The following is a 12,350-nucleotide window of genomic DNA, read 5'->3' on the forward strand; positions in this document are numbered from 1 at the left end:
AAATTTTTGTATGCCAATAGTTAATCACCCCGGCTGTCCGAAGTTTACTTAATCCTACCTACACCAGATCTTCGAAGTCTCAAGACTTCAAAGCAAATTATCCTTCCATTTTCACCAAGTGATTTTTAAAAAATCAAATCAATCTACTTTTAAATGAAAGGGAAAAAGGATATATTTAGTTTTTAAAAGAGATACACCTTCGGTTATATTTCCAAAACGAGTTATATACACTAAGGTTGCAGCGATTAGCGATAAGTTGGCAACATGCTAAAAGAAAAACACGAAGAATGAAACTCGACAGAAAAGATAAAATAGAAATTTTTGAAAATGCACTGAGTTGGATAGTAGTATTTGCAATATTTATCTATGGTGGAAGTAAAATATTTCAATTTGATGACGCTTCTGAAATTGACAAAACTGTTGCAGAAATAACTGGAATGGAATTGATGTGGGCTTTTTATGGTTACTCAAAATCTTATGCAATAACTTTAGGTATTTTTGAAATAATTGGAGGAACATTGATTTTGATAAAACAAACTAGAATCATTGGCTGTTTGTTCACATCTACTATACTTGTAAATGTGATTTTACAAGACATATATTTCGATGTGAATAGTGGAGCTCTAAAAGCAGCAATACTATACCAATGGTTAATTCTAATAATTTTATGGTTAAATAAAGATAAAGTTATTCAAAGCATAAAGGATTTAATAAATTTCAATAAATCGCAGCAAACGAAATATAAATATAATCAAATTAGTTTTTGCTTTTTTTTGTTTTGTAATATTGAGAATAACAGAATACTATCTAACAATTAAATTATAAAACTAGTTGCCAACAGGTAGTAAGCAGTAGCTGGGAATCAGGCTTAATGCAATGATAGTTTTTGTGTTTGAAATATAGTGATTAACCAAAATATTAAGGATTATTACTATCAAAACGTTGGCTATCATTGTAAATCGGCATCCTACATAACAAAACATAAACCATTTACAAATGAAATTTCAAATACAAAATAGTAACATTGATGATACGGAGGATATTTTTAGTTTATATAAAATCGCAACAGATTTTCAAAAAACAAGGTTCACTGTGCATTGGCCCGAATTTAACAGAACGTTAATTGAAACTGAAATTGCGGAAAACAGACAATGGAAAATAGTTGCAAACGACAAAATTGCTTGTGTTTGGGCGACAACTTTTAATGACCCTCAAATTTGGGAAGAAAGAAATGAAGCCCCATCTGTTTACATTCACCGAATTGCATCAAACCCCGATTTTCGTGGACGAAATTTAGTTGGACAAATCGTAGAATGGGTTAAACTTTACGCCAAAGAAAATAAAAAACAGTTTGTTAGAATGGACACTGTTGACGACAATCCTGACCTAATTAATTATCATACAAAATGTGGTTTTGACTTTTTGGGATTAGTGAAACTTAAAAACACAGATGGATTGCCGGCACATTATGATAACGCAACAGTTAGTTTATTTCAAATGACAATCTAGTTCTAAATGAGAAAACAACGAACAATGAACCATTAAATACAATATGGTGGCTGAATTGTTTCTATAAAACATTTCTGTATCCTATCCTGTAGCCACAGGTGGAATTTCAGGTGCTGTAGTAAATAGAGAGTTAACCGAAATAGAATTTATCCTGATATAAGAATACAGAAAATTAGATCCGCTTCACTACCGGCTTCCACTAAAACTTTATTAAAATTACAAAAAGAGTGTTTAGTAAACAGCAGTCATCATATAAGTAAAATTAAACAGATTCCCAGTTTCAGTTAAATTTAGTCAATATTAATTTAATTATCTTTATTTGCTTTGCTAGCTAAAGAATAAGAAGTTACAAATTTCTTCTTCTCTTAATAGGTAGCTTTTTTTATGGCAACTAATAGAAATAATCTGCATGTTCTAGATGTTTGCCTTTTTCCCTCGCTTCCCATACCCCAAAAGTTTTTGTATGCCATAATTACACCCCTCCGCAACAAAATCGTGTTGGGCAACAAAAATTTTTCCCAAAGCTTCTTTACATAATGTGGCATTATAGGGCAATAATGAAAATAGTGCTCCAAAACATGATAGTGCATTGCCCTATAATAACATTATGTAAAAAAGCCGCTCACCCCACGCTCAAGTGCCCCGTTCCAGCCACACTTTTTTGGCAGCTTTCCTCGCACAACCCAGCTACCAAAAACACGTGGCTTCGCGGGTCAACCTTCGGGTTTCCATAAGTACGTTTCTACGACCTTAAAATCGATTACATTGTCGTGTTATTAATCAGCAATAACAAATTCAGAAACTAAACCAACAAAGCCCTTTCCGACGAAGCCGGTTTCGGCTCATCCCAAATCTTCACACTCTGCTTTAAAAACAAAATCGGAATGTCACCCACTTCCTTCATCCAACAACTAAAATCGGCAAACCAAACCCAACAAAATAATCAACAGTAACCGCAAAGAACATCAAAAAACTCAATTGAACTTTCTTCAAAAAAGTAAAACTTACATACCTTGTATGGTAAAAAAAATAATCCAATCCTAACGACTCCAAATTTCAAAATACTTAATTGAACTTTCTTTGAAAAAGTAAACTTATACGACTTATATGGTAAAATAATTTAAAAATAATTATCTCCTTAAACCATTGATTTTATTGACAATAATTAAAATTTCATTATCTGAATTAAACTTTTTTGTTTTCCCCTTCTGATTCACTTCTGAAATAATTCCAAACAAACCCAACACTTTTGCACCATAATACTAAATAAACAAGTTATGGTCACATCCCTATTTCCCGCTCCCCCCTAAACTTTTTAACCCCTAAACTTTTAAACTCTTAAACTTTTAAACCCTTAAACCCTTAAACTCTTAAACCCTTAAACTCTTAAACCTTTAAACCCTTAAACAAAAACCTCAGCAACTCAGCAACTCAATAAAAATGAACTACATCAAACACCTCACAGGCTTCTTCGACAAAGTAGTCCAAGAAAACTCGCTAAATCCAACACACATAAGCCTCTACATAGCATTATTTCAGTGTTGGAACTGCAACCGATTCCGAAACCCCATCAGCATCAACCGCGACGAAATCATGCAAATCAGTAAAATAAGTTCCAAAGCCACCTACCACAAATGTCTAAAAAACCTGCATTCGTTGGGATACATCAACTACCAACCCTCTTTCAACCCATTTCGCGGAAGTCATGTTATTTTATTCAATTTCGAACAAGAACAAACACAAGGTAATCCAATCACAACTAAACCATTTTCTGAACAAGATAATGAAATAGCTCATAGAGAGCCTTTAACAATGGAGCATACCAATATCGAAACTAGTAATGAACAAGTACTAGTACCTTCAGTAAACAATACAAACAATACAAATGTTAAAAACAGTGAAAACAAAATTGAAAAAATAAAAAAAACAACAAGTGATTTTCATAAAAAGGAAGAGAGTAAAGAAAAGATACCCTCAAAAAAGAAAGAGTTTACAGAACCAAAACTCGAGGAAACAATCGCCTTTTTCATGGAGCAAAAGTACCCGAACGCAGAAGCCCACAAATTTTATAATTATTTTGAAAGTATAGGTTGGCTGGTAGGCGGCAAAACACCAATGGTCAATTGGAAAGCAGCCGCCAACAGTTGGATACTCAACACACAAAATACGTCATCAGTAACAAACGCAATTGCTAATCCGGTACCGGGAAACTTAAAAACGTCTAACGAAAACAAATACGATGAACCCTTATAATGAAATTCAAAAAACATTTCAAATCAAAGACGGTTTCAAAGTCTATGATTTTGCAAAGTGCCTCACTACTCTAGAAAAACTGGGTCGGTATTACTACGGTAATCAATTCAAAATACATGAGAACGATAAAATGGTAATAATGAAACTGATTATATATGCCATTAAAGATGAAATCACAGCAAAAGAAATGAACATAGACATTACCAAAGGAATCATTCTCTCTGGACCAGTCGGATGTGGCAAAAGCTCGATGATGTTCCTTTGTAACTTTTTCACAAACCAAATGCACAACTACAAAATAATACCATGCCGAGATATCGCATTCAACTTCGCAACAAAAGGATATGAAGCCTTGCTACCATTCACAAAAAAAGAGGACAAACAGACCAAAATGAACAACATCTGTTTTGATGATTTGGGAACTGAAAAACAAATAAAGTACTTCGGCAACGAATGCAATGTCATGGCAGAAATTCTACTCACCCGATACGACAACTTCATCAACAATAAAACGATCACCCACATCACCACCAACCTCTCCGCCTCAGAACTCGAAACCTGTTACGGCGACCGTGTACGCTCCCGGATGAGGCAAATGTTTAACCTCATCTCCTATAACAAAGACTCAATCGACAAACGCTGAAACCCAACCAAAAAAACTCAGCAACTCAGCCTCTCAGCACCTATCTCCGTGCCCTCTGCGACCTCCTTTGTGCCCCTCGTGGTTAAAAAAGAAACGAATAGAGCACCTAAAAATCCATCAAAATCCAAACAGAGCGAAGCGATCAAAATCAGTGTAAACCTGTTAAATCCTTCCAATCCGTGTCCCATTAAAAAAAAGCGAAGCGTCCCTTGTGCACTCCGCGAACTCCTTTGCGTTCTTTGCGGTTAAAAAAAATAATAAATAGTACCAATAGAGCACCTACAAATCCATCAAAATCCAAACAGAGCGAAGCGATCAAAATCAGTGTGAACCTGTTAAATCCTTCCAATCCGTGTCCCATTAAAAAAAAGCGAAGCGTCCTTTGTGACCTTAGCGAACTCCTTTGCGTTCTTTGCGGTTCAAAAAAAACAATAATAAATAGCACCAATAGAGCACCTAAAAATCCATCAAAATCCAAACAGAGCGAAGCGATCAAAATCAGTGTAAACCTGTTAAATTATTCCAATCCGTGTCCCATTAAAAAAAAGCGAAGCGTCCCTTGTTCCCTCAAAGGTTAAATTTACAGCGATAATCGATCAACAGACAACAGACAACCGTCAACCGCCAACAGAAACCCCAAAAAAAACCCCAACCATAAAGTCGGGGTAAAAAATTACTTTTTATACTTCCTAAAAAGACACCTAATAAGTATCGAAACCAAACAGCTGACCGTAGCTCCAATAGCCGCCAAAAGAATGGTCTTTACAACATCAGTCGAACTGATTACGGGTGCAATACTCAAAAATGTCCCTCCTGCCGTACCAATCGAAACCGAATTAGGATGATTCATCGTGTTCATCTTTTGGTGAATCTTCTTTCGCTACTTGACTAACTGCCGACATAACACCGCCGGCCACAGCCATATAACCACCAATCGAAACAACAACCGCTGGCAAGGAAATAGGTGCGGTCAAAATAGTTCCGCCTACAGCAGCGATAACCAACCCAATCGTTCGAAGTACTTTAAAAAATTTGGGAGTAGGAGCTTTCGCTCTATCTAAAATAGTCATAATAAAACAGTTAAGAGTTAATAATTAATTCAACGCAATTTCCGGAGTCCAAGGATGTATAAACAAGTGCTTTCAATTTTTCAAAAGCTAACTTGGATTGTAATCCTATGCCAGCACCGGAAAGCGTTAAAACTGGTGCAATACAACCTCGCAATTCGCTAAGTGCAAAGTTTGCTGGATGAAAAAGAATGTACTTTCTATCCTGTACATTAATCACTTCCAAATGCCACTTGTATTTGGCACTGTATCGCTTTCTGATAAAATAGTTCCCCTCAGGAATACAGGAAAAGCCAACTTGGTTGTTTTTCCAAGGTAACTCAATAGTGTAGCAAATGAATGTTCCATTACTTTCCAGTTTCCCATTAGTTCCATCGGGGAAATAAGTTCTTGTTAAAACTAAAATCATACTTTTAAATTCTGATTTATAAATCTTAACCGTCAATTACAATCCGCTCACTTGCACTAATGCCAATGGATTATAAGCACCGTTCTTCAACGGATACATCTGACCGTTTACTTGTTGATAAAACTCAACACCTACGGCCAAAAAGAGTGGTTTCGTACTATTGGCAGTCACCGTATTAACCTGGTTAATCACCGCTGTTGGAGTCGCATCCCAAGGCAAAATAGCAGTTTCTGAGTTTTCAATAACAAACGTTTCCGCTTCAAAATCAATCTCAGCTCCGCCGGAAATGATTTTAAAATGTGTAGTTCCGCTCGGAGCCACTACCATATTCGAAGGAATAAAAGAGGGAATGTCAACTGTTAAAGCTCCGGTAACACGATCAATTGCCGTTTGAAAAGGTGCATATAAACTGGTTCCCAATTTTCCGCGAATGTTAAACTCAAAACCGGCCAATAATTCAGCCTCACCGTCAATAACATTGCGTAATCCACGCTCATTCACTGCATCAGCCTGAATAACCTTCATCATGCGTTGCGTTAGCCGTCCTACCATTCTACTATCCGAAGCATTTAAAAGCAATGCTCTAAAAGAGGTGCGTAAAACTCTACCGGCTTTTCCCGCTCTGCCAAATTCAGCACCATTTTCTCTGGTGCGTTGAAAAGCTGGGTCTGTGGCAATGCGGTTAGCATCCACGCCCCCTTTCTCACGGGCTACGTACCCGTCTTTAGACTTATAAAAGGTAATATCACCGATTGTACCTTTCAATTTAATTATGCCTTTCTGTTTTGCCATAATTTCTGTACTTTAAAAATTAAAAATTGCGGAATGATTCTTAGGCTCATTCCTTCAGCCTGAATAAACCCATTTTCGATGCATCTTGAAATGATTTACAGACAAATATTTCGGAATTAATTTTTGTGCTCAAAATACGCTTGACCTTACATGAATCAAATTGACCAAAACGACCTTTTTTGCCTATTTTTGCATTGTAGAATGCATTAAAAAAGTGTATTTTTGACCTTAGTTGTTGTAAAAAAGGTTCACGACCCTTCATCTGCATAGTTCAAGTAGGGATAAAGTACCAAGAGTGTATGAAAACAGAACAAAAAAGAGTTTGCATATACCCAAAAGACGTTCAAAGAATTACTGGTAAAAGTTACAGAAGTTCAAGACTGCTGATGTTAGAAGTAAAAAAACACTTCAATAAACAAGAACACCAATTGGTTTCCATTGAAGAGTTTTGCTTATACACAGGCCTTAAATCAGAAGAAGTAATTCCGTTAATCGTCGGGTAAAAAAGTGTTTTTGAAGATAAAGTCTTCTATAAATACTAAACTCAAGGCAGTAACTAGTTCATTAACTAGTTCAATTTTGCAACTTCCTTCCGCTTGTAGTTAAAATAAAGTCGAGGTGATTTAAGTAGTACTTAATTTATTTATAAAAAAAAATTAAAAAAAATTCTCATTCCTGATTCCTTCCAATTTCATCAATAGTTTCAATTTCCACTTGAATCATTTTTTTCCATTTGTGTTCCAAAAGTTTATAAAACCCCCAACATCCTAATAATCCAAACGGAATCGTGATAAAACCAAAAGCTCTATCTGAATACTCTTCAATCCCAAGAGAAAAAAGCAAATCTAATCCTAGTAGAATAAATGCAAATAGAAAAGTTGCTACATAATAAGATAGAACACCAAAAAATGCATAAAGCCATTCGTTTTGTTTATGTTTTTGTGCAAGTGTATAGAAAGATTTCCCTAAAAAATAAATAAAAAGTAAACTAAGCATAGCCTCAAAAGTTGATTCTTCATTCAAAAATAACTTTTTTTACTATAAAGCAGGATTTATAAATAGAAAAAATGGCATTTTCTCCCTAAATAATTCTTAACACATCTTGTCCTTACTTCATTTTTAGTAATTTTGGCAAAAATATACTTTTGAGAACTATTCTTTTTATCGTTTTCTGTTTGATATGCTTTCAACAAAGTTGGTCACAAAAAAGCAAAGAAATCTTTGTGGAATATTCCGAATTTTTTGATGTAGATGAAGATTTATACCCTGATGCTATTTTGCTAACCGGCAATGTTCGCGTTAGTCATGACGGAGCGGTGATGTTCTGCAACAAAGCCTATTTATTTAAAAAAGAAAATTATATCAAAGCTTTTGGCGATGTTCGAATGATTCAAGGTGATACCATCACTATGACCAGCACATATGCCGAATATAATGGTGAAAACAAGCAAGCGTATGCTTCCGGAAATGTGGTAATGAGTTCGCCTAGTTCAACCCTTAAAACTGAAGTACTTAATTTTGATCGAAACGCTCAACAAGCTTTTTATAAAACCGGCGGAACCATTACTGATAAAGAAAATACGTTGGTTAGTCAAGCAGGTACGTATATGATTCAGCGAAAAATGTATCAATTCAGAAATGCGGTGACAATAACTAATCCAAAATATATCATCAAAACCAACCATTTAGATTATTATGAAAATGTAGGTCACGCCTACTTGTTTGGTCCATCAACAATTACCAGCGAAGCAAATTATATTTACACCGAAAAAGGGTTTTATGATACTAAGAAAAACTTTTCTCATTTTGTAAAGAATTCCTATATCAAATACAATAATCGATTAATTGAAGGAGACAGTTTGTATTACGATCGAAACCGCGAATTTGCCTCCGCCACCCGAAATGTAAAAGTGACCGATTCCATTAATAACAGTATCGTAAAAGGTCATTACGGAGAGGTTTATAAACTTAAAGATTCATTAATGATGACCAAAAGAGCTGTGGCAATGACTTTGGTTGAACAAGACACTTTATACATTCATGGAAAAAAATTAATCGTGACCGGAAAACCTCAAAACCGGGTCGTAAGAGCATTTAACAACGTTCGTTTTTTCAAAATTGACATGAGTGGAAAATGTGATTCGCTTCATTCCGATGAAAAAACAGGCATAACAAAACTGATAAAAAATCCGGTAATGTGGAATTTCGATAACCAAATGACAGGCGATATCATGCACTTGATTTCCAATAAAGAAACCGAAAAACTTGACTCGTTAAAGGTTCTGAATAATACGTTCATTGCTTCAAAAGACACCATTGGCACAGGTTATAATCAGGTGAAAGGTTTAAATCTCTATGGTAAATTCAGGGATAATAAATTATATGAAGTTGATGTAGTTAAAAACACCGAAGTGATTTACTATATGCGAAATGAAAATCAAGAACTCATTGGAATCAATAAAAGTAAAAGTAGTAGCATCAACATGACACTTGATGGTAATCAAATTGATACCTTAACATTCATTAAACAAATTGAAGGCGAAATTTATCCCGAAGCAGAACTGCCAGAAAATGCCCGAAAGCTAAGGGGATTCGTTTGGCGTGGCGATGAACGAATAAAAACCAAAGAAGATATTTTTCCTCCCGAAGAAAATGAATATGACGAACAAATGAAAATCGAAAAAGCTGCAGAAGATGCTATTGAATCGGTTCCGATGGAAGTTCGGAAAGAAACGTTAGAAGGCAAAGAAACGGAAGAAGATAAAAAAAAGAAAAAAGACAGTTAGAATGTTGCGGGTTGAAAAGTTGCGAGTTACGGGTTGAAAGCACCCATTACCAATCACCAATCCCCTATTACCTTTATGAAACAAGATTTCTTCAAATACCAAGCTCAAACTTCTCCCTATCCGCTTGCGATGGAAGTTTCGTATGCAAAGGGAAGTTACATCTATGACACCAACAACAAAAAATACTTAGATTTTGTAGCAGGTGTGTCAGCGTGCAGTTTAGGACATCAGCATCCGAGAGTAAATCAAGCGATAAAAGATCAATTAGACAAATATTCACACGTGATGGTGTATGGCGAATATGCCCAACACCCAGCCGTTGAATTTTGTAAATTACTGGCAGAAAATATGCCGGAACCACTCAACAAAACCTATCTTGTCAACTCCGGTACCGAAGCCACCGAAGGTGCATTAAAACTCGCCCGAAGAGTAACCGGAAGAAGTCAGCTCATTTCTTGTTTCAATGCTTATCATGGCAACACGATGGGATCAATGAGTGTGATGGGATTTGAAGAACGCAAACAAATTTTTCGTCCGTTAATTCCTGATGTTGAATTTATTACGTTTAATAATGAAGAAGATATTCAAAAAATAACAACCAAGACGGCTGGTATTATAGTTGAAAGTATTCAAGGTGGAGCCGGTTTCATTCAACCTGAAAATGGGTTTTTAACCAAAATCAAACAACGTTGTGAGGAAGTTGGTGCCTTGTTAATTATCGACGAGATTCAACCCGGCTTCGGAAGAACAGGCAAAATGTTCGGTTTTGAAAACTATAATGTTGTTCCCGACGTAGTTATTATGGGAAAAGGAATGGGTGGCGGAATGCCGGTTGGTGCTTTTACTGCCAAAGCGGAATACATGGATTTATTGAGTCACGACCCAAAATTAGGCCATATTACCACTTTTGGCGGACATCCTGTCATAGCCGCTGCTTGCTTGGCTACCCTTCGGGAAGTCACTGAAACCGACCTAATGGCTCAAACGTTAGAAAAAGAAAAGCTATTTAGACAACTTTTGGTACATCCTTTGATAAAAGAAATAAGAGGAAAAGGATTAATGTTGGCAGCAATGGTAGAATCACCGGAAATTACAAACGAAGTAATTTTTAAATGCCAAGACAAAGGATTAATTCTTTTTTGGTTGCTTTTTGAAGGAAGAGCAATCCGAATCACACCTCCATTAACAATTTCTGAAGAGGAAATTAGAGAAGGTTGTGCTATTATTTTGGAAGCTTTAAATGAAGTGTTATAAAATGGCTATGGGTTATTGGTAATGGCTAATAGGTTTTAATCCTTTACAAACCAATCACCTTTTACCCTTTACCTTTCACCAATTACCCTTCCTCAAAAGCTGTTAATTAAATTGTTTACAACAATTCAACAAAAAAATAGAATCAGAGCATTCCTTTCCTAATTTAGAGAAGGATAATTTTAAAACAATCGAGTATGCATTTAAGTCACGAAGAAGACGATTACAACGTATCCTTATCGAGATTTGAATCGATGTTGAAAACCAATAAAGTTTTCTTTTTCGATTCCGAGGAATTTGAAGAAATTATTCTTCACTATCTTGATATGGGTAAAGCATCTCTGGCCAAAAAAGCCCTGAAATTAGCTCTCGAACAACATCCAAGATCGACCGGATTAAAACTGGTTCAAATTGAAATGTTGATTTATGACGACAAACTTGATGTAGCCGAAAAAATGCTCAACGAGTTGTATGCCATTGAACCCCACAATGAGGAGATTTACATTCAGAAAGCAAACATCTATTCTAAACGTGACCAACACGAAAAAGCGATTGAAGAATTAGAAAAAGCATTAAAATTTACCGATGATTACGCCGATGTGTATAATTTAATGGGAATGGAATATCTCTTTATGGACAATTTAGAATTGGCAAAATTCAATTTTATCCGATGTTTAGAAGTAGATGTCGAAGACCAAGCTGCGTTGTATAATGTGGTTTATTGTTTTGAATTTCTTGACCAACAAAAAGACGCTATTGTCTATTTAGAAAATTATATCGAAAAAAATCCATATAGTGAAATCGCTTGGCACCAACAAGGAAGATTGAGTTACAGCATCAAAAACTACCAAAATGCTTTGCGTTGTTTTGATTATGCAACCCTTATTGACGATGAATTTATTGGTGCTTTCATGGAAAAAGGTAAATCGCTTGAAAAACTTAAACGTTTTGAAGAAGCAATTGAAGCCTACGAACGTACCATAGAATTAGAAGATCCAACATCTTACGCATTGCTTCGAATTGGAAAATGTCACGAAAAGTTAGGTAATAAAGCCGAAGCGATTAAATTCTACAACCAAACTGTTCACGAAGATCCGTTGTTGGATAAAGGTTGGATAGCGATTACCGACTTTTACATTCGAATGAAAAGTTTTCAAAAAGCGTTGTATTATGTAAATAAAGCGTTAGCTATTGATAACGAGAATCAATTGTATTGGAAACGATATGCCACAATAAATCGCCACATGAATTTTTATGAAGAAGCTGAATTTGGCTACCGAAAAGCAGTAGAATTTGGTGATGCTCAATTAGATACGTGGTTATTTTGGGTGGATATTCTTCAGTTTTTGGGCGAATTTGACAGTGCTATTCAAACTTTATTGCAAGCTTCTGAGTTTTTCCCGGACGATTATCAAGTAGAATACCGATTGGCAGGAATGTATTATATGTTGCGACAAAATGACAAAGGTAAGTTTCACCTAACCAACGGTCTGCGTTTAAATGCCAACAACATAACTTTAATGGAAGAATTATTTCCCGTGGTTTGGGATAAAAAAATCGTGCAAAATGTAATTACAAAACATTTGAAATCTTAGTATAATTTAGAATATAATTATAAAAAAAATACCTAATTTGCGTTC

At 35.5% G+C, this 12,350-nt stretch carries 12 protein-coding genes and 1 pseudogene; 9 read left to right on the forward strand and 4 right to left on the reverse strand.

Annotation, left to right across the window (positions count from 1 at the left end; translation table 11 throughout):
- The first annotated feature begins 287 nt into the window (after window positions 1-287).
- The 5 genes and pseudogenes from B4N66_RS10685 to B4N66_RS10700 all read left to right on the forward strand — a co-directional run bounded on the left by B4N66_RS10685 (window position 288) and on the right by B4N66_RS10700 (window position 4,405).
- Window positions 288-818: a hypothetical protein gene (locus B4N66_RS10685; protein WP_291094680.1), complete on the forward strand. Its 531-nt coding sequence runs from the start codon at window positions 288-290 to the stop codon at window positions 816-818.
- A 178-nt stretch (window positions 819-996) separates the two neighbouring features.
- A complete protein-coding gene (locus tag B4N66_RS10690; RefSeq protein ID WP_291094681.1) occupies window positions 997-1,509 on the forward strand; it encodes a GNAT family N-acetyltransferase in 513 nt (170 codons plus the stop codon).
- Between the two features lie 827 nt (window positions 1,510-2,336).
- Window positions 2,337-2,462, forward strand: a pseudogene (locus B4N66_RS16385) (hypothetical protein); the annotation flags it as partial.
- Between the two features lie 487 nt (window positions 2,463-2,949).
- Window positions 2,950-3,762, forward strand: coding sequence for a transcriptional regulator (locus tag B4N66_RS10695; protein WP_291094682.1), 813 nt, complete (start codon window positions 2,950-2,952; stop codon window positions 3,760-3,762).
- 139 nt (window positions 3,763-3,901) lie between these two features.
- The gene (locus tag B4N66_RS10700) at window positions 3,902-4,405 is read left to right on the forward strand and encodes an ATPase (protein WP_324522758.1); all 504 of its coding nucleotides are present in this window, start codon (window positions 3,902-3,904) and stop codon (window positions 4,403-4,405) included.
- An 836-nt stretch (window positions 4,406-5,241) separates the two neighbouring features.
- On the opposite strand, the gene B4N66_RS10705 is transcribed toward B4N66_RS10700, so the two are convergent.
- From B4N66_RS10705 to B4N66_RS10715, 3 genes are read right to left on the reverse strand one after another with little or no spacing between them, the layout of a single operon-like run.
- On the reverse strand, window positions 5,242-5,475 hold the full coding sequence (locus tag B4N66_RS10705; RefSeq protein WP_291094684.1) for a hypothetical protein: 234 nt from the start codon (window positions 5,473-5,475) through the stop codon (window positions 5,242-5,244).
- 10 nt (window positions 5,476-5,485) lie between these two features.
- The gene (locus B4N66_RS10710; RefSeq protein WP_291094685.1) at window positions 5,486-5,881 is read right to left on the reverse strand and encodes a DUF5675 family protein; all 396 of its coding nucleotides are present in this window, start codon (window positions 5,879-5,881) and stop codon (window positions 5,486-5,488) included.
- A gap of 36 nt (window positions 5,882-5,917) precedes the next feature.
- Entirely contained in the window at window positions 5,918-6,673 is a 756-nt protein-coding gene (locus tag B4N66_RS10715; RefSeq protein ID WP_291094686.1) for a hypothetical protein, read from the reverse strand.
- Between the two features lie 299 nt (window positions 6,674-6,972).
- Here B4N66_RS10715 and B4N66_RS10720 point away from each other — a divergent pair, with 299 nt between their 5' ends.
- A complete protein-coding gene (locus B4N66_RS10720; RefSeq protein ID WP_291094688.1) occupies window positions 6,973-7,176 on the forward strand; it encodes a hypothetical protein in 204 nt (67 codons plus the stop codon).
- 166 nt (window positions 7,177-7,342) lie between these two features.
- On the opposite strand, the gene B4N66_RS10725 is transcribed toward B4N66_RS10720, so the two are convergent.
- Window positions 7,343-7,696 (reverse strand): hypothetical protein, encoded by a 354-nt coding sequence (locus B4N66_RS10725; RefSeq protein WP_291094690.1) that lies wholly within the window; start codon window positions 7,694-7,696, stop codon window positions 7,343-7,345.
- 122 nt (window positions 7,697-7,818) lie between these two features.
- On the opposite strand from B4N66_RS10725, the gene B4N66_RS10730 reads away from it, so the two are divergent.
- The 3 genes from B4N66_RS10730 to B4N66_RS10740 all read left to right on the forward strand — a co-directional run bounded on the left by B4N66_RS10730 (window position 7,819) and on the right by B4N66_RS10740 (window position 12,305).
- Complete coding sequence (locus B4N66_RS10730) at window positions 7,819-9,459, forward strand: OstA-like protein (RefSeq protein ID WP_414654128.1); 1,641 nt, start codon at window positions 7,819-7,821, stop codon at window positions 9,457-9,459.
- 75 nt (window positions 9,460-9,534) lie between these two features.
- Window positions 9,535-10,713 carry an aspartate aminotransferase family protein gene (locus tag B4N66_RS10735; RefSeq protein ID WP_291094692.1) on the forward strand — a complete coding sequence of 393 codons (1,179 nt, stop codon included), beginning with the start codon at window positions 9,535-9,537 and terminating at the stop codon, window positions 10,711-10,713.
- A 194-nt stretch (window positions 10,714-10,907) separates the two neighbouring features.
- Window positions 10,908-12,305, forward strand: a complete 1,398-nt coding sequence (locus tag B4N66_RS10740; RefSeq protein WP_291094693.1) for a tetratricopeptide repeat protein — start codon at window positions 10,908-10,910, stop codon at window positions 12,303-12,305.
- The last annotated feature ends 45 nt before the right edge of the window (window positions 12,306-12,350 follow it).

Source organism: Flavobacterium sp. UBA2787, from assembly GCA_002352205.1.
Lineage (GTDB): Bacteria > Bacteroidota > Bacteroidia > Flavobacteriales > Flavobacteriaceae > Flavobacterium.

What these genes read in the sequence shown, in the direction of transcription:
- B4N66_RS10710 (WP_291094685.1), bottom strand. Translation starts at nt 5,881, where the DNA reads ATGATTTTAGTTTTAACAAGAACTTATTTCCCCGATGGAACTAATGGG.
- B4N66_RS10695 (WP_291094682.1), top strand. Translation starts at nt 2,950, where the DNA reads ATGAACTACATCAAACACCTCACAGGCTTCTTCGACAAAGTAGTCCAA.
- B4N66_RS10720 (WP_291094688.1), top strand. Translation starts at nt 6,973, where the DNA reads ATGAAAACAGAACAAAAAAGAGTTTGCATATACCCAAAAGACGTTCAA.
- B4N66_RS10690 (WP_291094681.1), top strand. Translation starts at nt 997, where the DNA reads ATGAAATTTCAAATACAAAATAGTAACATTGATGATACGGAGGATATT.
- B4N66_RS10735 (WP_291094692.1), top strand. Translation starts at nt 9,535, where the DNA reads ATGAAACAAGATTTCTTCAAATACCAAGCTCAAACTTCTCCCTATCCG.
- B4N66_RS10705 (WP_291094684.1), bottom strand. Translation starts at nt 5,475, where the DNA reads ATGACTATTTTAGATAGAGCGAAAGCTCCTACTCCCAAATTTTTTAAA.
- B4N66_RS10740 (WP_291094693.1), top strand. Translation starts at nt 10,908, where the DNA reads ATGCATTTAAGTCACGAAGAAGACGATTACAACGTATCCTTATCGAGA.
- B4N66_RS10700 (WP_324522758.1), top strand. Translation starts at nt 3,902, where the DNA reads ATGAAACTGATTATATATGCCATTAAAGATGAAATCACAGCAAAAGAA.
- B4N66_RS10685 (WP_291094680.1), top strand. Translation starts at nt 288, where the DNA reads ATGAAACTCGACAGAAAAGATAAAATAGAAATTTTTGAAAATGCACTG.
- B4N66_RS10715 (WP_291094686.1), bottom strand. Translation starts at nt 6,673, where the DNA reads ATGGCAAAACAGAAAGGCATAATTAAATTGAAAGGTACAATCGGTGAT.